The organism is Gemmatimonas phototrophica (assembly GCF_000695095.2).
Lineage (GTDB): Bacteria > Gemmatimonadota > Gemmatimonadetes > Gemmatimonadales > Gemmatimonadaceae > Gemmatimonas > Gemmatimonas phototrophica.
In genome coordinates, this window is the sequence record NZ_CP011454.1 from 4120129 (window position 1) to 4141800 (window position 21672).

At 65.4% G+C, this 21672-nt stretch carries 17 protein-coding genes; 13 read left to right on the forward strand and 4 right to left on the reverse strand.

The window, feature by feature from the left end; translation table 11 throughout:
* Positions 1–191: 191 nt before the first annotated feature.
* Positions 192–473, forward strand: a complete 282-nt coding sequence (locus GEMMAAP_RS17370; protein WP_043579332.1) for a rhodanese-like domain-containing protein — start codon at positions 192–194, stop codon at positions 471–473.
* Between the two features lie 297 nt (positions 474–770).
* Here the strand turns inward: GEMMAAP_RS17370 and GEMMAAP_RS17375 are convergent, their stop codons facing one another.
* On the reverse strand, positions 771–1550 hold the full coding sequence (locus GEMMAAP_RS17375; RefSeq protein WP_053333559.1) for a DUF2490 domain-containing protein: 780 nt from the start codon (positions 1548–1550) through the stop codon (positions 771–773).
* Between the two features lie 156 nt (positions 1551–1706).
* Between GEMMAAP_RS17375 and GEMMAAP_RS17380 the strand changes: the two genes are divergently transcribed.
* From GEMMAAP_RS17380 to GEMMAAP_RS17390, 3 genes are all read left to right on the forward strand, one after another.
* A complete protein-coding gene (locus GEMMAAP_RS17380; RefSeq protein WP_053333558.1) occupies positions 1707–4889 on the forward strand; it encodes an efflux RND transporter permease subunit in 3183 nt (1060 codons plus the stop codon).
* Positions 4890–4903: 14 nt separating this feature from the next.
* Complete coding sequence (locus GEMMAAP_RS17385) at positions 4904–6115, forward strand: efflux RND transporter periplasmic adaptor subunit (protein ID WP_158514915.1); 1212 nt, start codon at positions 4904–4906, stop codon at positions 6113–6115.
* A gap of 72 nt (positions 6116–6187) precedes the next feature.
* The gene (locus GEMMAAP_RS17390) at positions 6188–8233 is read left to right on the forward strand and encodes a M20/M25/M40 family metallo-hydrolase (protein ID WP_158514916.1); all 2046 of its coding nucleotides are present in this window, start codon (positions 6188–6190) and stop codon (positions 8231–8233) included.
* A 316-nt stretch (positions 8234–8549) separates the two neighbouring features.
* Here GEMMAAP_RS17390 and GEMMAAP_RS17395 read toward each other — a convergent pair whose 3' ends face one another.
* Positions 8550–9119, reverse strand: a complete 570-nt coding sequence (locus tag GEMMAAP_RS17395) for a hypothetical protein (protein WP_026848203.1) — start codon at positions 9117–9119, stop codon at positions 8550–8552.
* On the opposite strand from GEMMAAP_RS17395, the gene GEMMAAP_RS17400 reads away from it, so the two are divergent.
* From GEMMAAP_RS17400 to GEMMAAP_RS17430, 7 genes are all read left to right on the forward strand, one after another.
* Positions 9112–10959: a serine/threonine-protein kinase gene (locus GEMMAAP_RS17400; RefSeq protein ID WP_053333556.1), complete on the forward strand. Its 1848-nt coding sequence runs from the start codon at positions 9112–9114 to the stop codon at positions 10957–10959. The two genes, GEMMAAP_RS17395 and GEMMAAP_RS17400, sit on opposite strands and share 8 nt — an antisense overlap.
* A gap of 64 nt (positions 10960–11023) precedes the next feature.
* A complete protein-coding gene (locus tag GEMMAAP_RS17405; protein ID WP_026848202.1) occupies positions 11024–11929 on the forward strand; it encodes a pirin family protein in 906 nt (301 codons plus the stop codon).
* A 19-nt stretch (positions 11930–11948) separates the two neighbouring features.
* Entirely contained in the window at positions 11949–12797 is an 849-nt protein-coding gene (locus tag GEMMAAP_RS17410) for a DUF481 domain-containing protein (RefSeq protein ID WP_075071558.1), read from the forward strand.
* 204 nt (positions 12798–13001) lie between these two features.
* A complete protein-coding gene (gene soxC, locus GEMMAAP_RS17415) occupies positions 13002–14189 on the forward strand; it encodes a sulfite dehydrogenase (RefSeq protein WP_145979214.1) in 1188 nt (395 codons plus the stop codon).
* A gap of 2 nt (positions 14190–14191) precedes the next feature.
* Positions 14192–14755 carry a c-type cytochrome gene (locus GEMMAAP_RS17420; protein ID WP_026848200.1) on the forward strand — a complete coding sequence of 188 codons (564 nt, stop codon included), beginning with the start codon at positions 14192–14194 and terminating at the stop codon, positions 14753–14755.
* 19 nt (positions 14756–14774) lie between these two features.
* On the forward strand, positions 14775–15533 hold the full coding sequence (locus GEMMAAP_RS17425; protein ID WP_026848199.1) for a DUF481 domain-containing protein: 759 nt from the start codon (positions 14775–14777) through the stop codon (positions 15531–15533).
* A gap of 4 nt (positions 15534–15537) precedes the next feature.
* Complete coding sequence (locus tag GEMMAAP_RS17430; protein WP_026848198.1) at positions 15538–16596, forward strand: ligase-associated DNA damage response exonuclease; 1059 nt, start codon at positions 15538–15540, stop codon at positions 16594–16596.
* On the opposite strand, the gene GEMMAAP_RS20850 is transcribed toward GEMMAAP_RS17430, so the two are convergent.
* Entirely contained in the window at positions 16559–17251 is a 693-nt protein-coding gene (locus tag GEMMAAP_RS20850) for a PEP-CTERM sorting domain-containing protein (protein ID WP_202969163.1), read from the reverse strand. The two genes, GEMMAAP_RS17430 and GEMMAAP_RS20850, sit on opposite strands and share 38 nt — an antisense overlap.
* A 224-nt stretch (positions 17252–17475) precedes the next feature.
* Between GEMMAAP_RS20850 and GEMMAAP_RS17440 the strand changes: the two genes are divergently transcribed.
* Together GEMMAAP_RS17440 and GEMMAAP_RS17445 are read left to right on the forward strand one after the other, a co-directional pair.
* Entirely contained in the window at positions 17476–18081 is a 606-nt protein-coding gene (locus tag GEMMAAP_RS17440) for an RNA polymerase sigma factor (RefSeq protein ID WP_145979215.1), read from the forward strand.
* Positions 18074–18757: a hypothetical protein gene (locus tag GEMMAAP_RS17445; RefSeq protein ID WP_026848195.1), complete on the forward strand. Its 684-nt coding sequence runs from the start codon at positions 18074–18076 to the stop codon at positions 18755–18757. The genes GEMMAAP_RS17440 and GEMMAAP_RS17445 overlap by 8 nt, the downstream gene beginning before the upstream one ends.
* Here GEMMAAP_RS17445 and GEMMAAP_RS17450 read toward each other — a convergent pair.
* Complete coding sequence (locus tag GEMMAAP_RS17450) at positions 18734–21616, reverse strand: CHAT domain-containing protein (protein WP_145979216.1); 2883 nt, start codon at positions 21614–21616, stop codon at positions 18734–18736. The genes GEMMAAP_RS17445 and GEMMAAP_RS17450 overlap by 24 nt on opposite strands.
* Between the last annotated feature and the right edge of the window lie 56 nt (positions 21617–21672).

The window sequence follows — 21672 nt, forward strand, 5'->3', positions numbered from 1 at the left end:
GTAAGTACTCGCACTGCTCATTGTCGTAGTTGTCTCGACCCTCTCACATACGATATCCATCGCACCTCGGGCGTCGCAACGCTCGCACCTCAAGATCCCGCCTCGGCCGCCGGCGATCTCAGATCCCGCCCCTTGCCGGCGATACGAACTCAGCTTATACTTATGTAAGCATATCTTAAACTGAGGAGTTCATGCCTACGTTTCGCAGCAAGCCGGTCGATGCCGTTATTGACGTCCGCTCCAAAGTCGAGTTTTGGCTCGGCCATCTCCCGGGCGCGCAGTGCATTCCCGTGGACACGCTCCCCGCCGGGCTTGAGGGCGTGGCCGGCGTCTCGAAGCAATCCCGGATCCTCGTCTACTGCGCCAGCGGGGCCCGTTCGGCCATGGCGAAGCAGATGCTGACGGCCGCGGGCTACACCAACGTGACCGACGGGGGAGGCATAGCCAGCGCCCGCCCGGACTTCGCCGAGTAGGTGAGAGCTCGGATCTGAGTTCGCCGATCTGAGATCTGGAGGTGAGAGATTGCGAGTCGCGAAGGTGCGATGGATATCGATGTCGGAGGACCGACAACCACGACGATGAGAGGTCCGAGTAGTGGCCTCCGCACGAAGCGCCCCCGCTGGTGTGGGGCACTTCCGTGCGGACGCCAGCACTCGGACCTCTCATCGTCGTAGTCATCTCGACCCTCTCACCCTCGATATCCATCACATCTCGGGCCTCACAACGCTCGCACCTCCCAATCCCGCCTCGGCAATCTCAGATCTCAGAACTCACCGCGCCATGCCCGTGTAGTGCAGCGAGATCCAGAGGGTGTGATTGATCTCGTTCGCCCGCCGCGGCGCGAACGCGTTGTACAGGTTCATGTAGCCCACTTCCGTGCGTGTGGTCGCTGAGAGCGGAATGCCCACGCCCGCCGCCGCGCGATTCTGGCCAATGGTGAACGCCTGCGTGGGTCCCCCCAGCGGCATCAGGAGTTCGTCCCAGACCCACCCAATCACCGGACGACCGTTCACCTTGGCTGAGCCCAGATTGGCCTGCGCCCGCGGCATGTAGCGCAGGCGGTTCTGATAGGTGGTGGGGCCGGCCTCTCGCTCGTCATCGCCGGCCACCGAGAGCAACGGGTAGATCCACCGCTGCTCCAGTCGGTACCGGTGGCTCACCGTAAAGGCGCCGGCCTTGTGCGATAGCAGGAGCTGCTGCCAGGTGCGGTGCTCGCGCGTGGGATTGGCAATGGGCAGACTTCCGTAGGGCTGCGTGGCAATCCAGCCGTACCCGGCCGCCACGCGTACCCCTGGCGCCACCGTGAGCTGCACCCCTGGCCGCACCAGCAGCTGCTGCGGCTCCTCCCCCAGGGCGAGACGTCGCCACGACCCATCAAACCACAGGGCGGTGCGCTTGGTGATGGGCTGGTCCACAAACGTGCCCGCCCACAGGGCATCCTGATGACGGGTGATCCACGGCTGCGCCGGGAGCACGACGGGGACCGCTGCCATGAGGCACCCGGCGGCACCGCGACGCGCCGCGCGGCGGAGAAAGGCAGTGACGTGCATACCGGAAAGTATAGACGGTGTGACGGACGGGGCTGAAGGGCGCACAACAAACGTCACGAGGCGGGGGCGATCAAGCGGAACCCGTGAGGAGCACGTACTATCGGAAGAACCGGGCGATCCGTTTCGCCCACCGTTGGCGTCTCCCGCACTCCGTCCATGTGGATTGTCACGCTCGCCCTGCGGCGGCCGTACACGTTTATTGTTGGCGCTTTGCTGGTGGTGCTCTTCGGGGTGCTCTCGGCGCTGCGCATGCCCACCGACATTCTCCCGGAACTCAACATTCCGGTGGTCTCGGTCATTTGGTCATACAACGGGCTCCCCCCGGAGGAAATGGAGCGCCGCTTCGGGACGCCCTTCGAGCGCTCGCTGACCACGACCATTACCGGTATCGAACACATCGAGTCACAGTCGATGGCCGGCATCTCGGTGGCCAAGGTGTACTTCCAACCCGATGCATCCGTCGAGTCGGCCGTTTCCCAGATTGCGGCGCAGTCGCAGACCATTCTGCGCATCATGCCGCCGGGCGCCTCGGCCCCCCTCATCATTCGCTACAACGCCGCCAATGTGCCGGTGTTGCAGCTCGCCCTCGGCGGGGACTCGCTCTCCGAACAGCAGCTCAATGACCTGGGCACCAACGGCATTCGCACCCGGCTGGCCACGGTGCGCGGGGCGAGCGTCCCGCAGCCGTACGGCGGACGCTCGCGACTCATCAACGTCGATCTCGATCCGGCGCAGCTGCAGGCCCGCGGTCTCTCCCCCACTGACGTCAGCGACGCCATCAGTGCGCAGAACCTCGTGCTGCCCGGCGGCACCACCAAGATTGGTGAGCGGGAATACGCAGTTCGCTTGAATGGCAGCCCCACGGTCGTGGAGGCGCTGAACGACCTCCCCATTCGTGTCGTGAACGGTGCCCTTGTTCGTGTGCGTGATGTGGCGCAGGTGCGCGACGGCTATGCCGTGCAAACCAACATCGTGCACCGCGACGGCGTGCGCGGCGCGCTCGTCACCGTACTCAAGTCGGGCGGCGCCTCCACCATTGACGTGGTCAACCGCGTACGCGAAGCACTTCCCGGCATTCTGGCGGCCCTGCCATCGGCCCTCAAGGTGGATGTACTGGCCGACCAGTCGCTGTTCGTCAAGGCCGCGCTTGAAGGCGTCGTCATTGAAGCGCTCATTGCCGCCTGTCTCACCGCGGCCATGATTCTGCTCTTTCTCGGCAGCTGGCGCTCCACGCTCATTGTCGCGCTGTCCATTCCGCTCTCCATTCTGGTGTCGGTGACGGTGCTCGCCGCCTTGGGCCAGACACTCAATGTCATGACCCTTGGCGGTCTTGCCCTCGCGGTGGGTGTATTGGTGGATGATGCCACGGTGGGCATTGAGAACATTCACCGCGTACAGGAACACGAGCCGGACATCGAGCAGGCCATTCTGCTGGGCGCCGGACAGATTGCCGTGCCCACGCTGGTCTCCACGCTGGCTATCTGCATTGTGTTCGTTCCCATCTTTTTTCTCAGTGGTGCGGCCGGCGCGCTCTTTCGTCCGCTGGCCATGGCGGTGGTGTTTGCCATGATGGCGTCGTACGTCATCTCGCGCACCCTGGTTCCCACGCTGGTGAAGTTCGCCATGCAGCGCGAACGGGCGCTGGAAGCGAAGCGCGCGGGGCTGCCACACGCACCGGGGCCCTTTGCGCAGATCCACTATCGCTTTGAGCATTTCTTTGAGCGCATGCGCGTGCGCTACCGTCTGGCTCTGGCGTCCACGCTGGGCAAACCAGCCTCGCTCGTCGTCATGGCACTGGTCGTGCTCGTGTCCGGTGCCGCCCTGGCGCCATGGCTGGGACGCGACTTCTTCCCGCAGGTCGACGCCGGACAGATCCGCCTGCACCTGCGCGCGCCGGTCGGAACGCGCATTGAAGAAACCGCACGGTTGGTCGCGGCGGTGGAGGCGCGCATCCGTACCATCATTCCGCCCGAAGATCTGGGTACCATTCTCGACAACGTGGGCATTGCCTCCACCAGCCTCACGAATCTCGCCTTCAGTGACAACCCCACCACGGGGGTCACCGACGCCGATCTGCTGCTGGTGCTCACCGACGAGCGACGCGGGAACACCGCCCACTACGCGAGCGAAATTCGTCGCGTCTTGCGTGATGAATTTCCGCAGATGCTGGTATTCTTCCAGTCGGCCGACATCATTGGACAGATTCTCAATGCCGGTCTTCCCGCTCCGGTGGATGTGCAGGTCACCGGGAGCAACCGGGCCGAGAACATTGTGGTGGCGCGGGCACTCGAACAGCGACTGCGCCAGATCCCCGGCGCGGTGGATGTGTATCTGCAGCAGCGACTCGAAGCGCCGCAGCTCAATGTGAACGTGGACCGTGTGCGCGCGAGTTCGCTGTCATTGACGCAGCGCGAAGTGGCCAATGACCTGCTGGTATCGCTCGCGTCCAGCGGACAGGCGCAGCCCAACGTCTGGCTCAACCCGCAGAACGGCGTGCAATACACCGTCAGCGTGCAGACACCGCAGTACCGCATGTCGTCGCTCGAGGCGCTCAGTCTCACGCCGATTGCCGGCGCGGGCGGCGGCGCAGCGCAGTACCTCGGGAACCTCGCCGCCATCACGCGTAGCAGCGGGATGGCGGTGGTCAGTCACTACGATGTGGCGCCGGTGTTCGATGTCTTTGCCAATGTCCAGCATCGCGACCTCGGCGCGGTCGCCAAGGACATCGACATGGTGCTCGACTCGGTGCGCCCCTCGCTTCCCAAGGGCACCACCCTCGTGATGCGCGGCCAGGTGGCCAGCATGCGTGAGTCGTACCAAGGGTTGGTGACCGGGCTGTTCTTCGCGGTAGTACTCGTTTATCTCATCATGGTCATCAATTTTCAGTCGTGGCTCGATCCGCTCATCATCAGCAGCGCCTTGCCGATGGCGCTGGCCGGAGTTGTCTGGGCGCTCTTTGCCGCCGGCAACACCATCAGTGTGCCGGCCTTCATGGGCGCCATCATGAGTGTGGGTGTGGCCACCGCCAACGGCATTCTGGTGGTGGCGTTCGCCAATGAGCGTATGGACGATGGGCTCAGCGCACTCGATGCCGCGCTGGATGCGGCGGCGACGCGGTTGCGCCCCGTCATCATGACCGCCGCCGCCATGATTGTCGGCATGATTCCCATGGCACTGGGAGTGGGAGAAGGCGGAGAGCAGAATGCGCCGCTGGGGCGCGCCGTAATTGGCGGTCTCACCTTTGCCACCTTCGCCACGCTCACCGTGTTGCCGTATGTGTATAGCCGGCTGCGCGCGGGTCGCGCACGCACCGCTCATTTGCCCGGACTGGCTTCGTGATGCCCCATTCAGTGATGCCCCACTCGCTCCGTCGTCGCCACGTTCGCCGTGGCCGCATGGCCCCCATTGCGCTGGTGCTCGTTTTCGGTGCCTTGCTGGCCGCTGGCGCAGTGCCACGACTGGCCCAATCGCGAGCCCGCGAAACCGAGCGCACCGAAGTGAACGCCACGCCCACGGTGTACACCGAGAAAGTGCGCCGCGATACCACTGGCACCCCCTTTGAGTTGCCCGGCACCGTAACGGGGCTGCACGAAACGTCCATCTTTGCGCGCGCCAACGGCTTTGTGCAGTCGCTGCGCGTGGATATCGGGTCGGTGGTGCGACGGGGCGATACGCTGGTGGTGCTGGATATGCCGGAAATTCGCGAACAATCGCTGCAAGCCGCCGCGGTCCTGGAACAGGTGGAGGCCAGTGCCGCCCTCAGCCGCGCCACGCTGACCCGCTGGAAGCAGCTGGCAGCACAGGGGGTGGTCACTCCGCAGGAACTGGACGAACGACAGGCGCAGGCGTCGGTCGCCGACGCCAATGTGCGGGCGGCGCGGGCCAACGTCGCCAACCTGCGGGAAGTCCTGCGGTTTGGGGCGCTCACCGCCCCGTTCACTGGGCTGGTCACCGCCCGCTCCATCGATCTGGGCTCGCTGGTGGTGGCTGGAGCCGCTGCCGGCGCCCGCCCGCTGCTCACGCTGGTGCAAACCGATACGCTGCGCGTCATGCTGCAGGTGCCGCAAAGTGCTGCGCCGCGCGTACGGGTGGGGCTCACGGCACAGGTCATGGCCCGCGAAGTGGGAGACTCCGCATTCCTCGGGACCGTGGTGCGCACCGCCGGTGCCATTGAACCCGGTACGCGTACGCTGCTCACCGAAGTGCACATCCCCAATCGCGATCGTCGCCTGCTCCCCGGCATGTTTGCGCAGGTGGCACTCAGCATTCCGAGCAGCGGCGCCTCGCTGCGTATTCCGGCCATTGCGCTCATCGTGCGCGCCGAAGGCACACTGGTCGCGCGGGTGGAAGGGGACAGCGTGCAGCTGGTGCCCATTACACTGGGACGCGACTTCGGCACCACCATCGAAGTCCTCGATGGTGTCCAGGCCGGTGACAACCTCATTGTCAATCCGGCCGAATCACTGGCCAGTGGCATGCGCGTACGTCCCGTAGCGCGCGGGACGACCAAGACGGCCGAGCAGCCAGCGGCGAAGTCGTCGGGGAAGCCTGCCGACAAGCCGTAGCGTGCTTTTCTGATGCGCCACACTCCGACCCCCAAACACCGTATGCTCCGACGCGCACTCGCGCTTGCCACGATGCTTGTTCCCGTCGTGGCGCCGGCCCAACAGCAGGCGCTCGCGTCATGGATTGCACTGGATGCACCGGTGGGGCTGGAGCGGCGCACGACCGTGCCGCTCATCCCGGCACTCACCCGCGCCACTGGTGGCAGCTGGCAGGGCGATGCCCTCGGCAATCTCACACTGCGCAAAGGCAGCGGGTTACCGCGACGTGTGGTGGCCTGCGCCATTGATCGCGCCGGCTTTGCGGTCACGCACATCACCAGCACCGGCATGCTGCGCCTGCATCGTGTCGGCAACGTGGCGCATCCCTTGTGGGATCAGGCACACGAAGGGCAGCAGCTGGAGATTCTCACCGAACGCGGCGCGGTCCCGGCCGTAAGTGCCATTGCCAATGGGCACTTCGCGCAGCAACACCGCAAGGATTCGCTGGTGGTCACCGCCGACGATCTGTGGGTGGATGTTGGTGCGAGTTCACCCGCCGATGTCGCGGCCCTTGGCATTCGCCTGCTGGATCCGGTGCAGCGGCGGCTCGACGCCTTTCGCTACGGTGACCGCACGGCCGGGGCGCAGGCAGGATTGCGCGCCGGGTGTGCCGCGTTGGTGGCCGCCGCAACAGGTGCGGTCACGACCGGTGAAACGATGTTCGTGATTTCCGTGCAGAGCGCCTTCGGATGGCCCGGCGTTGGGGGCGCGGTCGCGCGCAGCGGCTTTGCCCCTACCGAAATCACCCTGCTCGCCAACGGGCGTGCGGAACGGCAGCAGCGCTGGGTGCGCGCCGGCCAGTTTGCGGCGGTCAACGTGGGCACGTTCCGGGCGATGCGTGCCGACTCAGTGCGCATCGTGTCGCCGGCGGTGCGCCACGCCGGCACACTGATGGAAAGCATTGGCGACGCTGACGCCACGTGGTTGCTCGAGGCCGCGGCGGCGGCCGCTGGGGTGAGCACACCGTCATCTGCGGCATGGGTACCAGTGGCGACGCGCCATCGGAGCAGCGCGGCGCTCGATGCGCCGATGCCTGGCGATCCGTTTGCCACCCTCACGCGCTCGCTGGCGCAACTGGCCGATCTGCCCGGTGTGCCCACGCACGAGTGGCGGGTGCGCGAGGCCATTCTGGCGCAGTTGCCGGCGTGGGCGCGCGACCGCGCGGTGGTGGACAGTGTGGGCAACATCATCGTGAGTGCCGGGCCCGCGCGCGACACGGTGGTGTTCATGGCCCACATGGACGAAGTGGCATATCACGTGGCCGCCATCGTGCGCGACGGCACGGTGAGCCTGCGTGAACGCGGCGGCGTGATCAACAGTGCGTGGGAAGGGCAGCCGGCAGTGCTGCACTTTCCCAAAGCGGCCACGGGCGCTCCCGATACGCTGATGGGGGTCTTTGTGCCACGGGATTCGGCGCGCGTGAAGAATCCGCGGGCACTGACCGCCTGGTTTGGTCTCGACTCCGCCGCGCTGGTGGCGCGGGGGGTGCGCGTGGGACTGGGAGTCACCAGCCCCAAAGTGAGTGTGCGTCTGTTTGGCTCACGCTTTACCGGCCGCAGCATGGACGACCGCGCCGGATCGACGGCGTTGCTCATGGCGGTGCGCACGATCAACCCGGCCTCACTGAATCATGCCGTACTGTTTGTGTGGTCGGTGCAGGAAGAAGGCGGTCTGGTGGGGGCTCAGGTGGTGGCGGCTTCGCACGGTGCGAGCACGACGCGCATCTACAGTATCGACACCTTTGTCAGCTCCAACACACCGCTCGAGTCCCCGCACTTTGCCTTTGCGCCGCTGGGCAACGGCCCCGTGCTGCGGGCCATCGAGAACGGCAGCATCTCACCGCCGACGGTGCGGGCGCAGGTGCAGCGCGCGGCCGCCGCCGCCGGCATTCCCCTGCAGATCGGCCTCACGCAGGGTGGTACCGACGGCACCACGTTCACCTTTTTTGGTGCCCCCAATACCGGACTGTCCTGGCCCGGCCGCTACAGCCACACACCGGCCGAAGTGCTGGACCTGCGCGACCTGCAACGGCTGGCCCGCTTGATCGCCGCAGTCGCGCAGCAGCGACCGGAGAAGTAAGACGGGTAGATCGCCGAAGCGGGACGGCGATCTGGAGGGGAGAGCGTTGGGCGTCGCGAGGTGCGATGGATATCGAGGGTGAGAGGCCCGATGACAGCGAGGTGTGAGGTCCGAGTGCTGGCGTCTGCGCTCCCGTGCCGCACACGGGCTTGGGGAAACAGCGGGGACGACCGCTGTTCCAGCGGCGTCTGTGGGAGGCACATACGGGCGGAGGCAACTACTCGGACCTCTCACCATCGTGGTTATCTCGACCCTCTCACCTTCGATATCCATCGCACGGTCTCGCCTCCCAACTCGCAACTCCACGTCCCAGATCTCAGATCTCCCGTCTCACCCGCGTCAGCTGCAGCCTTTGGATGCTCCGCGAACGCATCGTGACTACGCCCTCCGTCGCCGGCAGGTCCTCCGCGGTAATGATCTCCTCTTCCAGCGTGTCTCCCCGCACCCGCAGATGCGTAACCAGCAAAACCCGCCCGGCTTTGAACGACGAGACCAGCACGTCACCCAGCAGCGAGGTCTGGAGCGTAACGCCGCCCCCCTCATCCACAAAAAGCGACTGGGGTCCCGTGCCACGACAGAGCCGGTAGTCCTTGGTGGCGCGCACGGTGTCCCGTTCGCTGTAGGTGGTTTTCCACGGCACACACTGGCCATCGGCGGTGGGCAGGGCCCCCAGCTCCATCGTGACTTGCACCGGGGTGGCGTTCGGGCGCAGGGGCAGGTTCACCAGGGTGCCCTTCCACACCCCGGCGAGGTCGGGGGCGGGCTGGGCCCGGGCGGCGGGGGCCACGGCGAGGAGCAACGCGGGCAGCAGGACCCGCCGCGAAACCTTCAGGGTGCGCTGTAACAATCGCCGGTCCTTCGCGTAGGTTGGGGGGAACATGACCATGTCAGAAAATACCGCGCCGGACGCGGTCCCGGCGTTCCGTACCGCCCTCCGTGGCCAGTACGACATTCAGCGGGAATTGGGGCGTGGCGGCATGGGTATCGTGCTGCTAGCCCGCGACGAGCGACTCGACCGTTCCGTCGCTCTCAAGGTGCTCCCGCCGCAGCTGGCCGAGGATGCCGACACGCGCGAGCGATTCCTGCGCGAAGCGCGCATGGCGGCGCAGCTGTCCCATCCCAACATCGTACCGGTGTACCGGGCCGATGACATCGGCGGCTTCGCCTTCTTCGCCATGGGGTACGTGGACGGCGAAACCCTTGGCGATCGCATCCGCGACCGCGGCACGCTGTCGGCCCCGGATACCGTACGCATTTTGCGCGAAGTGGCCTGGGCGCTCGCCTATGCGCATGCCCGCGGCATTGTGCACCGCGACATCAAGCCGGAAAACATTCTGCTCGATCGCCAGAGCGGCCGCGCCATCGTGACCGACTTCGGCATTGCGCGCGCCGACTTTAACCCGGCGCTCACGCAGGACGGCCTCGTGCTGGGCACCGTACACTACATGAGCCCCGAGCAGGCCACCGGCGAACCGCTCGACGGCCGCAGTGATTTGTACGCGCTGGGGTGCATCGGCTTCCTCGCCTTGAGCGGTCGCTTGCCGTTCGATGGGACCACTCCGCAGGGCGTGCTCGTGGCCCATGCCACCAAGGAACCGCCGGCGCTTCGCTCCGTAGCGCCCTCGGTCTCCCCTGCCCTCGCGTCAGTCATTGACCGCTGTTTGCGCAAACGCGCCGACGAACGCTTCGAGACGGGTGAGGCACTCGCCGATGCCTTGGGCAAGGCCCTCGAAGCCATCGAGCAGGATGCCCGGGGGCAGGCCAGTGCCGTCGTGCTCTCCAGCGAATCCGCCATGGCCGTCTGGCGGCGCGCCGCAGAATTGCAGGCTGAAGCAGCCGCTCGACTGGAAACGCGAATACGTAGCAACGAAACGCGCGCGTTGGCCCCTGCCACCGACAGTAGTGCGTCTGCTGGGGTGACACCCACGGATGCCTATCGTTTGCGTGATGTGGAGGCCGCCGCCGTGGAAGCCGGCATTTCGCAGCGATACGTGGCCCTCGCGCTGGACGAAATGCGCAGCATAGCGCCGGGGGAAATGGCCAAAGCCGACGTTTCCCCCTTTGCCGAACGCCTCGCCACGCGCGTGTTCGGCACGTCGCAGCGCACCGTGTCCGTTTCTCGTGTCTTCCGAGCGCCGCCGCGAACGGTGCTGCAGTCGCTGGGGCGCTCGTTGCAGGCTTCACCATGGTTGCTTTCGCTGCAGGACACCTTGGGCGGCCATCCGCTGGACGGCGGCGTTTTGGTGTTCAGTATCCCCGACATGGTGGCTGGCAACTACAAATGGACATGGACGAAGTACGGCGTGTACGCCCCTGACGTACGGGTGACGATTGCCGGTTTGCCTGGCGACTCGCGTGCCTGCGAGGTCACCATGACCATCGATTTGCGGAAGGGACGGAAGCCAAACTTGTGGGGCTACGGGATCATCAGCGGCCTGGGAGCGGCAGGAGGGGCCGGCATTGGTGCCGTCATTGGCAAGGCGGCCCTGGCCTTGGCCGGCGCGGCCCTCTCAGGCCCGGCGATGGCCGGCGCCGTCGTGCTCGGCATCGGGTGTCTGGCCGGCACCGGCCCGTGCTACCGCTGGGAAATCCGCAAAGCCGTCAGCGAATTGGAGGCCGCGCTCACAGCCATCGATGCCTCCATGCGCGCCTTCGACATCTTTGGGGAGAATCCGCCGCCGCCACCACCGCCGGTGGCCAGTGCCGGCGGCGACATGTTCTTCTGACCGTCAGGGTAGACAGTGCCTCAGTAATAAGATATATTTCTCCGTACTCCAACCTGAGGTCTGCATGTCCATTCGTCCGGTCAAACGCATCGTTACCGCCCAGCCCACCATGGAAGGGGCCGGTGTGCACCTCCATCGTGGCTTCGGTTTTGGCGAAACGGCCGAGACCGACCCGTTCCTGCTCTTCGACGATTTCCGTGGCGACGCCCCGGCCCAGTATCAGGCCGGTTTTCCCTGGCACCCGCACCGCGGCATTGAGACCATTACCTACGTGTTGGCCGGCAACGTTGAGCATGCGGACTCGCTGGGGAACCGCGGCATGCTCGGCGCTGGCGACGTGCAATGGATGACCGCCGGCAGCGGCATCATTCACCACGAAATGCCGCACGGCGACCCGCAGGGACGCATGCATGGGTTCCAGCTGTGGGCCAACCTGCCCTCGGCGCAGAAAATGGTCGCGCCGCGCTATCAGGACGTGCAGTCGAAGGAAATTGCGGAGATCATCGACGATGATGGCACCACGGTACGGGTGATCTGCGGTGAGTTCTGGGGCAAGACGGGGCCGGTGGATGGCATTGCGGCTGATCCCTGCTATCTCGATGTGTTTGTCCCGGCTGGCGTGAAAAAGTCACTGCCGGTAGACGCATATCGCAGCACATTCGCCTACATTTTTCAGGGCAGTGGTACGTTCCGGCACGCGTCGGATCCGATGGGCGTGCTGACCGAACGTACGGCCGGCAACGACGATGACCTCGTGCGCGACATGTCGGGGAATCGCTCGCTCATCTTTTTCGACACTGGCAACGAAGTGGTCGTGCGCGCAGGCGAGGAAGGCATTCGCTTCCTGCTTGTGAGCGGTGCGCCCATCAAGGAACCGGTTGCATGGTACGGGCCCATCGTGATGAACACCCAGGCCGAGTTGCAGGAGGCGGTGCGCGAGTTGCGCGCGGGGACGTTCATCAAGCATTGAACGCTCAGCCTTTGTCGTCATGACTGTTCGCACAGTGGCCGCTGGTTTTTGGACGATGTTGGGGCGGGGCTCTCTGAGCCTCGCCCTTTCGCCGTGGCTGGCCATGGCGCAGCCGGCCCAATCGGCCGCTGCGGCATCAGCGGCGAGTGCCGCCAAGCCGGCCGCCAAACCGGCCTCGCCAGCGCCCAAGAAAAAGAAGGTGGAGTTCACCGGCTCCATGGGCTTCTCGCAAACCAACGGCAACGCCAACGCGATGGCCGCCAACGTGACCAACAAGGTGAAATACTCGTTGGCTGGCTGGAGCTTTCAGCAGGATCTCGCGTTCTTCTACGGCGAAGCCAACGCCAAGGTCAACACGAACTTCTGGAACGGTGGCCTGCGCGGCGAGCGCGTGGTGGCCGAACGCGTCTCCCTGTTTCTGGCGTCACGCTACGACCGGAACGTGGTACAGGGTGTCGCCAATCGCTATCAGCAGGGCTTTGGTGTGACCGTCAAAGCGGTGGAAGACCACGCCAACAAGCTCAATGTCGCGGTGGGCGGATCGCTCTTTCAGCAGCAGCTGACGGCCGGCAGCACGGCCAAAGTGTCGCGCGCGTTCCCGGCGGCTCGCGCCGCGATTGACTACCGCCGCAAACTCACCGACCTCGCGTACGTGCAGCAGACGGCCGAGTATCTGCCCGCCATCGGTGATACCGCCACGTCGTATTTCGTGAATACGGAGAGTTCCGTTGTGGCCCCCATCTCCAAGAGTGTCGGCCTCAAGGTGGGGTATGTCATTCGCTACAATAGCGAACCCCCCATTCGCAACAACATCCAGTTGCGCGCCATGGACACGTTCTTTTCGTCGGGGCTGACGCTGACGTTCTGAGTGGTGCTCCAGGAACCGATGGCACGGAGGCATCCGTGCGGTCAGTTCTACGGACTCGCCCAAGCACACGGAAGTTGAGGTACATTCTCGCCCATCAGAACGTCCTCATCACGATGTGCCACCGGCAAGGAAGACGATATGGGGCAGCGCATGGGCGACCAGAAGCCAGATCAGGGTCTGGCATCGCCGAGCAGAAGGACCCTCATGCAAACGGGCGGGCTGTTGGCTGGCGCCGCCATAACGGCACCGCTGGTGCGAGCACTGGCGCAAACGCCTATGCCGCCCGATCCCACACGCGTGCCCGGTGCCCCCAGCGACTCACTCGGCATCCGTTCGCCCTTTGAACAGCCGCGGCTCACGCCGGTCGGTGTGGTGCAGGGCTCGAGTTGGACCCCGCATCAGGACCTGCACGGAACGCTCACGCCGGCGGAGCTGCACTTTCAGCGGCATCACAATGGCATCCCGGCCATCGACCCCTCCACGTATTCGCTTACGCTGCACGGGATGGTGGAGCGCCCACTCACCTTCACGCTCGCTGAACTGAAGCGGTTCCCGTCCATCACGCGCACCTATTTCCTCGAGTGCTCCGGTAACGGTGGGCGCGCGTGGAACAATCCGCGGCCGGACATGTCGCCGCAGGTGGTCGACGGACTCACCAGCAACACGGAGTGGACCGGCGTACCCGTGTCCACGTTGTTGCGTGCCGTCGGTGCGAAACCCGGCGGGCAGTGGGTGCTCGCAGAGGGCGGCGACGCGGCGGTCATGACGCGCAGCATTCCCATGGACAAGATGCTGCGCGATGCGCTGGTGGTGTACGCGCAGAACGGCGAGGCGCTGCGCCCCGGCAACGGCTATCCGGCACGGCTGCTGCTCCCCGGATGGGAAGGCAACATGTGCGTGAAGTGGTTACGGCGACTTGAGGTCCTCGATGCACCGGTCATGTCGCGCGAAGAGACCTCCAAGTACACCGACCCGCTCCCCGACGGCACCTCCCGCCAGTTCAGCTTCGTGATGGATGTGAAGTCGGTCATTACCGCGCCCGCGTATCCCGCCGTGCTGCCGGAAAAAGGATGGCACGCCATCCGCGGCATTGCCTGGACCGGACGGGGCACGGTATCGCACGTGGACGTGAGCACCGACGGCGGACGCACCTGGCATCAGGCCACGTTGCCGGCCGGCGCGACTCCACTTTCGCACACCCGCTTTGAGTATCTCTGGCGCTGGGATGGCAAGCCCGCCCGCCTTCTGAGCCGGGCACACGATGTCACCGGAGCCGTGCAGCCGACAGCGGAAGAGTTTCGGAAAGTCCGCGGCAAGGCCCCGGGGTATCACTTCACGTCTATTCGCTCGTGGGATGTTGCGGCCGATGGCACTGTCACCTTTGGAGGCTGACCATGCGACGCGCACATCTTGGGATCGTCGTGCTGGTAATTGGCGCCTGTTCCACCCCCTCCGACCGCGCGGATCCGACCTACGGCCTGGGCAAAACACCCAACGTCGCGCAGCTGGCCGCGATGGATCGCGACGTGGACCCACGGGGCCGTGGGCTGCCTGCGGGCGAGGGGACGGTGTCTCAGGGGGCTGTGGTGTACGCGGCCCAGTGCGCCTCCTGTCACGGTGCCCGTGGCGAAGGGCGCGCACCGTCACCCGCATTGGTCGGCCGCACGCCGGCCGCCGGGCACGTCTTTGCGCTCGACAACAAAGCCCCGCGCACGATTGGCAACTACTGGCCGTACGCCACCACCGTGTTCGACTACGTACAGCGAGCCATGCCGCAGTCCACACCGGGCACCCTCACGGCGGCTGAAACGTATAGTGTCGTGGCCTACCTGCTGAACGAAAACGGCATCATTGCCCCGGATGCCGTGATGAACGCGCAGACACTGCCGGCCGTCGTCATGCCCGCAGCCAGATTCTTTGTGCGCGACAACCGCACCGGTGGTCGTCTGTTCCGTTGACTCCTTGCCACGTTCACGTATGACACACTTCGCGCGCACCTTGGTCATCACGGCCGCCATCGCGGCCTCCGCCACTGCTGTCATGGCACAGGACGCCGCCAAGAAGAAGAATCTCGAGGTGTCCGGCACGGCCGGCTTTGCGCAGACCAACGGCAACGCCAATGCCCTCAGCACCAACTTCGGCAACAAACTCAAGTACTCACTGAAAGGGTGGATCCTCAACGAGGATCTGGCGTTCTTCTACGGCGAAGCCAACGACAAGGTGAACGCCAACTTCTGGAACGGTGGCCTGCGCGCGGAGCGCACACTCACGCCGCGCATCGGTCTCTTTGTGGCCACCCGGTTTGATCGCAACGTGCTGCAGGGTATTGCCAGCCGTTTTGAAGAAGGCTTTGGTGTGGATGCCAAGCTGGTTGCGGAAAAGCGCGAACAGCTCTCGGTGCAGTTGGGGGCATCCATGTTCCAGCAGCAGCTCACCGCCGGCTCCACGGCCAGCATCAAGCGCAATTATCCCGCGGCACGCGCCGGGCTGGATTACAAGCACCTCTTCTCCGACCTGGCCTTCGTGCAGCAGACCGCGGAGTATCTGCCCAATCTTTCGGACGGCGATTCGTATCTCGTGAACACCGAAACCTCGCTGGTGGCGCCAATCTCCAAGCGCATTGCCGTCAAACTGGGCTACGTGATCCGCTACAACAGCACGCCGCCGGTCCGCGCCGGCATCGCCCTCAAGTCCACGGATACGTTCTTCTCCAGCGGCCTCACGTTTTCGTACTGAGTGCATGCTGCTGCGTACCACCGACCGCGGGCTCTACTGCGACGCGGGCGATTTCTACATCGACCCGTGGTCACCGGTGGAACGCGCGGTCGTCACACACGCCCACGGCGACCACCTCACGTGGGGCTGTGAGTCGTATCTCGTCAGTGAACCGGGCGCCGCCATTTCGCGCGAACGGCTCGGTGCCTGGGGACGTGGCCTGTCGTCGCTACCATACGGCGAAACACGCACCATCAACGGTGTACAGATCTCACTGCACCCGGCAGGCCATATCCTTGGCTCGGCCCAGGTGCGAATTGAGCATCACGGCGAGGTGTGGGTGGTCTCGGGTGACTACAAGACCGACGCCGACCCCACCTGTACGCCGTGGGAACCGGTGCGCTGCCATACGTTCATCACGGAAAGCACGTTTGGCCTCCCCATTTATCGGTGGCCGGCGCAACAGGAGGTCTTTGCGCGTATCAATGCGTGGTGGCGGGCCAATGCGGCGAATGGCGCGGTGTCCTTGTTGTGCGGCTACGCGCTGGGTAAAGCGCAGCGACTGCTGGCCGGTCTCGACCCAACGATTGGCCCCATTCTCACACATGGTGCCGTGGAGCGCATGACGTCGCTCTACCGCGCCGGAGGCATCGCGCTTCCCGTCACACGGCACGCCAGCGATGCCCTGCGCGACACGCAGATTACCGGCGCCATGCTGATTGCGCCGCCCAGTGTGCTGGGCTCTCCGTGGCTACGCCGCTTTGGCGACGTGCGCACGGCGTTTGCCAGCGGGTGGATGCAGGTGCGCGGCGCGCGACGCCGCCGCAGTGTGGATGCCGGCTTCACCCTCAGCGACCATGTGGATTGGCCACAGCTGCTGGGGGCGGTTAGTGCCACCGGTGCCGAGCGGGTGTGGGTCACGCACGGATTCACCGGGCCGGTAGTGCGGTGGCTTACCGAACAGGGGCTCGACGCCCGCGCCATCGCCACTCGCTGGGAAGGCGAGCGCGATGACGCGGCCGTTGATGCCGCGGAGACCGACGACGCTACGCCCGCTGACGCCGACGGCGCTGCACCAGCATGAGCACGCCCAGACCAGCGGCCATGAGCGCGTAGGTGGAGGGCTCGGGGACGGTGGAAACGGCGTTGGCAGTGACGGAGAAATTGTCGAGGCGGGAAGAAAACGAGGCAGCACTGCAGACTTGTCCAACAAAGGGACAGTCTCCCCCCCCGCTCATGATATACCCAAATTCCATTGTTGTGCCGTTCACTGAAAAGTCTGGACGAAGCAATCCACTTTGATTGTTCGGATCAACCCAGTTCGTAACACCCGCACTAGTGATACTGTAGGTTGCCCAACTTGTGGTTGGACGCAACGTTCCGTTTGACAAGAAGAAGAACAATCCGTCCTGCCTCAGTGTTGGCACGTAATTGCCAAAAAAAGGCTCTGAGTAACCGGCAGTAGATAGGCCCAGCAGGTCATAGGAAAAGCTGAGCGAGGCGAGCGCGCCATTCACCCGAGGATCGTAGGTAAAGGTGCTGTTGATGTTCGCAACCCGGTAACGGTTGGTTCCGCTTGCCTGAGCAAGAGTGGAGGAATGAAACCAGTTACTCCCCAGGTTCCCTCCTGTATCCTCCAACAGCTCGGTACCAGTTGTGAATGGGGTCTTCGTAATCTGTGTGAAACTCCATTGCGCAGCGACGAACTCCCCCTGCGAATAGCTCACGGACTGGGCCACCAACGGATTGGCAGCGGCGAAGCCAATGGCGCACAACAGGGCAGTAGCACAACGATGTGACATACGTCCTCGGGAAGGTGTCTGAGTGATATTCTGGTACAGCTACGCCCCCTGCCCTCCGGGATTCTCACTCTTCCAAATTCCGTGGCGTACACGCCACACACTCGCCTCGTTTGGGTGCACGACGTATCGTTTCCTGCGTCCATTGCATCTACCCAGCCCGCTTGTCCGTTACCCAACCTCCGCACCCCACCCCACCCCACGGCTTCCCCCCGCTGTCCGCCACCGCCCCCTCGGCGACGGTGGAGATCGGGACGGCCTTGGAGCGCCTCATGGCGCGCTTTTCGGCGCTCGCCATGCGCGCGGCCAGGGCGCGCGGGCTGCCCACGGACGAGATTGACGAAATCCTCCAGGACGTCCGCATCCGTTTGTGGAAGGCGCACCCGGAAAGTGAGAATCTGGAGCGCCTGAGTGCGTCTTATTTCGTCAAGGTGGTGTCATCGGCCGTCGTGGACCGAATCCGGCGCCAGCGGCGTTCGGAGACCAGTCTTGATGTGGCCACGGCCGCGACGATGGTCCCGGACGCGTTGCGGGTACTGCCGCCCGATGCGGCGGAGCAGGACGCGCTGGCCGCACGGCTGGAGCGGGCGCTGGCAACGTTGCCACGCAACCGTCGATTGGTGGTGCAGCTGCACCTCGACGGCTATCAGCGACAGGAGATCAGTGGGATGACCGGCTGGACGGAGGCCAAGGTGCGCAATTTGTTGTATCGTGGCCTCGACGACCTTCGGGCACACCTGCGGGCGGAGGGAGACCAGAACGATGCATGACGACGAACTGAAGCAAGCTTGGGCCGCCCTGCAGGCGCAGCGGCGGACGGCCAACGATCCCTCGCGTCCGGCGCCGTTGCCTGAAGTGGTTGAAGCCGCACTCGACGGCACGCTCTCCGCGGACGAACGGGAGCGCGTGTTGGAAGATCTCCTGACGAAGGGTCGTAGCAATGAATTGCGGCTACTGCACACCATGCGCCACGCCGCAAACGAAAGCACCATCTCCGTCCACCGCCCACCGGCCCCCACCTGGCGGCGGTGGTGGCCAGCGGCTGCCGCAGCAACACTCATGGTGGCTGTTGGCCTCCCCACCTGGCGTGCCCAACGGACAGAAACGGCAAGTGCCTCAGACTCCGCCACGTACCGCAGTGCCACGGCCGACGCCGTGCAACTGATCGCACCAGCCAGTGGCGTCACGTGGTCTGGCTCCGGTGCTGACACGCTGCGCGTGATCTGGCACCCCGTTCTCAACGCGGTGTCCTATCGGGTGGAGCTACTCGATGCCAACGGTCGCGTCGTGGCGTCGCGGGAAGTCGCGGGCGACACGACGGCGCTCTTGCCAACGCCTGCTGACGGCTCCACGACCGCGGCGGCTGGGTGGTGGGTCTACGCGTCACTCGCCAATGCACGCGAGGTACGCAGTGAACTGCGCTTACTTGAGCCCCGCCGCCCGTAGCCATCCACGCATGGTGTGGCCCAGGCGAGACCACCACGGCCGCGGCGGCATAACGGTAATGCGGAGCGTTGGATCGCCGACATAGTCGAGGTTGGCCCAAATGGCTGGCGAGATGCCCTCCCGCATGGCATCACGCTGCACGCGGTGCACCGCGGTCACCACGTCATCGCCGCGCTGCAGCGCCTCGTAGAGCCGGACCATGTGCGGCACGATGGCCGTATCGTTGAGCGCCCATCGCGTGGCCACCACGCCGCGGGCACCGGCATCCAGCGCCGTGCTTACCAGTCCGTGCAGCGATTGACCGGCCAGCATCACTCCCTCGCCACTCGCGCAGGCGGAGAGTACGACCAAGTCGAAAGGCAATGGCTGCGCCTGTAGCCCGGCCAGCGACAAAAACCCATCGTCGGTGTCTGACGGCTGCAACACCAACCCGTTGTTCACGAACGAGGCCGGGTTGGCCACCGCATGCGTGGCCACATGCAAGACCGGTCCGCCGCGTACGAGCCGTTTGGTCACGGCATCGCGTGTCGCGGACACTCCGGCCAATTGCTCGCTAAACCCCAACAACCGGGCCACGCGGCGCGCCTCCTCCCTGGCGCCCGGCAACCGCCCCCACGGCATGCCGGTCACCGCATTGCGTGGCATCTCGGCCGGCGCGCCAATCACCACCGACGACGCCCCTGACCTCCGGGCCACGCTCACGGCACCACCCAGCGCATCCTCCACGGACGGCGCGGTGACGAGTTCGTATCGCTCCAGCACCGATTGGCCAAGTGGGTCATTCAAGGCCACGAACGGGAGGCGGTGCAGATCGCCATCGGGCACCAGAATCACCCGTGTCACGGTGGCGGGCAGCTGTTGCAACACCGGCACCAACACCTGTGCGGAGAGCGTTGCCGTGAGGGCCGCTGGGCGTGCGCCTGCCCGCAGAAAGGCGGTGAACGCAGCGATTGACGTGGACAGCGAATCGATGGGCGGCAGCCCCACGTTCACCAGGGTGTCGCGTGTGAGCACATAGGCCGTTGTGGGCTCACCCCCTCGACCCGTCATAAAGGCCACAACCGCCTGAGATGGCAGCAAGCGCGCACGGGCCAGGGTGGGGAGTCGTGCGGGATCTACACGGCTACTATCCACCACGCGCACCACCGTGCCACTGGACGGAGTACTCTCCACCGACAATGCGCCGCGCTGCAATTCGATCTGCTGCGCGGCACGCAGTCTGCGCCATTCGGCCATGGCCAGCGCTTCCGCCGGGCGTCCTGCCCGTGCAAATAGCGCCGCGGTGGTGGCCAGCCCAAGATCGCGATCCCAGTCAAACTGCCGATCACCGATGGCCGCCAGCGCCTGCTCGCGCGTGCTCTGTGACAGGCGCCAACGATCGAGCGCGATGGCCCCTTCTGTAAACGCTCGCCATGCAGGTTCAAACCGGCCGAGCGTCGCCTGTGCCTCGGCCCGTCGACTCACCACTTCAAATCGCGCGGGCGGCCGCAGCGTACGATGCTCGCGCAGCAGCGTGTCCCACTGCGCAATCGCCCGCTCCGCCCGTCCCGCCGCCAGTTGCTGCAGGCCGGTGAAGTAGCGCCATTCTGCCCGCCACCCCGGCATGTTGCGCGCGGCCATGAGCACGACCGCCGAATCCAGCAACGCCGCACTGGCCACCAGATTGCCGGATCGGCGCGCGATGTCGCTGCGGGCCAGCACCCCTTGGACCGCCAGCTGCGGCGCCACCCGGTCGGCCCGTTGGAGCAGGCCACGCCATTGGGAATCCGCCGCCGCGAGTTGGCCATCGACGTGATGCAATCCGGCCATGGCATAGTCGGCGTAGGCCTGGCCGGTGGCATCACCCAACGTGGTCATGAGTGCGCGGGCACGCCCATACTGCTCAATGGCGTCGCCGGTCGCGCCGAGCTTACGGTCCACTTCACCCAGCTGCAATGTGGCCCACGCTTCGCCGGAGAGGCTGGCACTGCGACGGGCGGCGGCGAACGACGCGGTGAGTCGTTCGCGTGCCTCCCGATAGCGCCCACGACCGATCAATGAGTTTCCCTGCCACTGCCACGTGGCCGCCACATTGCTCCATTGGCGCGAGCCACGTTGCAGCTCGGCCACGGTGTCGAGCAGGGCAAGCGACGCGGCAGCCATTCCACTGTTCTCGAGGTACTGCGCGCGACTGAACAAGCAGGTGCTGTATAGCACCGGCCCCTGTTCCCGCGCTGCCCGCTCGCGGGACTGCCACACGCTGTCGGCAATCTTGGCCCCCGACCGCACGTCGACCTGCAGCTGTGTGCAACCTGCCCGCGCCTGCAACCACGCATCACGCGCCGGAACCAACGCCGTGGCCTGCCCCATCAAACTGCGAGCGGAATCCACGCCATAGACCCGCATGGCGAGGAGCGCCCGTCCCATGAGCGCCTCCGACTGCCCGATGGAATCGCCCCGTTGCACCGACAGGCGTGTGGCCTGTGCCAACAGGGCCAGCGCCTCCCGCAACGCCCCATGGTTGGCCACGGTGTTGGCCAGCCCCACCAGCGCGTACGGCGCCCCCGGCGCCAGGGTATCCCGAGCGGCCTCGCGATACCGCGCGGATGAGGAGTCTTCCTGAAAGGCCAATCGGAACATGGTGCCGTCCAGCAGCGCCAACATGGCCGCGTTCCCCGCCAGACGCGTGCGCCAGATGCGCACCGTATCTTCGTCGGTCCCGTACTGGTAAGCATTGTGCAGGGAGCGTACGAGGTCTCTGGCCAATACCGGCTGACGCACCAGCGCTGCGGGCTGCGCCCCGGCATTCGGCGAAGCTCCCAGCCACATGGCCGAGAACAAGACGGCGACGGTAGCTATTCTGTTGCAGAGGCTTTGCATTACCGGGAATGTGCGGTGCTGTCCTGGTGATTGTCGAGCACACGTCCCCGTCCGTT

Coding starts and splice junctions, on each gene's coding strand:
- GEMMAAP_RS17370 (WP_043579332.1), top strand. CDS start 192: ATGCCTACGTTTCGCAGCAAGCCGGTCGATGCCGTTATTGACGTCCGC.
- GEMMAAP_RS17375 (WP_053333559.1), bottom strand. CDS start 1,550: ATGCACGTCACTGCCTTTCTCCGCCGCGCGGCGCGTCGCGGTGCCGCC.
- GEMMAAP_RS17380 (WP_053333558.1), top strand. CDS start 1,707: ATGTGGATTGTCACGCTCGCCCTGCGGCGGCCGTACACGTTTATTGTT.
- GEMMAAP_RS17385 (WP_158514915.1), top strand. CDS start 4,904: ATGCCCCACTCGCTCCGTCGTCGCCACGTTCGCCGTGGCCGCATGGCC.
- GEMMAAP_RS17390 (WP_158514916.1), top strand. CDS start 6,188: ATGCTTGTTCCCGTCGTGGCGCCGGCCCAACAGCAGGCGCTCGCGTCA.
- GEMMAAP_RS17400 (WP_053333556.1), top strand. CDS start 9,112: ATGACCATGTCAGAAAATACCGCGCCGGACGCGGTCCCGGCGTTCCGT.
- GEMMAAP_RS17395 (WP_026848203.1), bottom strand. CDS start 9,119: ATGGTCATGTTCCCCCCAACCTACGCGAAGGACCGGCGATTGTTACAG.
- GEMMAAP_RS17405 (WP_026848202.1), top strand. CDS start 11,024: ATGTCCATTCGTCCGGTCAAACGCATCGTTACCGCCCAGCCCACCATG.
- GEMMAAP_RS17410 (WP_075071558.1), top strand. CDS start 11,949: ATGACTGTTCGCACAGTGGCCGCTGGTTTTTGGACGATGTTGGGGCGG.
- soxC (WP_145979214.1), top strand. CDS start 13,002: ATGCAAACGGGCGGGCTGTTGGCTGGCGCCGCCATAACGGCACCGCTG.
- GEMMAAP_RS17420 (WP_026848200.1), top strand. CDS start 14,192: ATGCGACGCGCACATCTTGGGATCGTCGTGCTGGTAATTGGCGCCTGT.
- GEMMAAP_RS17425 (WP_026848199.1), top strand. CDS start 14,775: ATGACACACTTCGCGCGCACCTTGGTCATCACGGCCGCCATCGCGGCC.
- GEMMAAP_RS17430 (WP_026848198.1), top strand. CDS start 15,538: ATGCTGCTGCGTACCACCGACCGCGGGCTCTACTGCGACGCGGGCGAT.
- GEMMAAP_RS17445 (WP_026848195.1), top strand. CDS start 18,074: ATGCATGACGACGAACTGAAGCAAGCTTGGGCCGCCCTGCAGGCGCAG.
- GEMMAAP_RS17450 (WP_145979216.1), bottom strand. CDS start 21,616: ATGCAAAGCCTCTGCAACAGAATAGCTACCGTCGCCGTCTTGTTCTCG.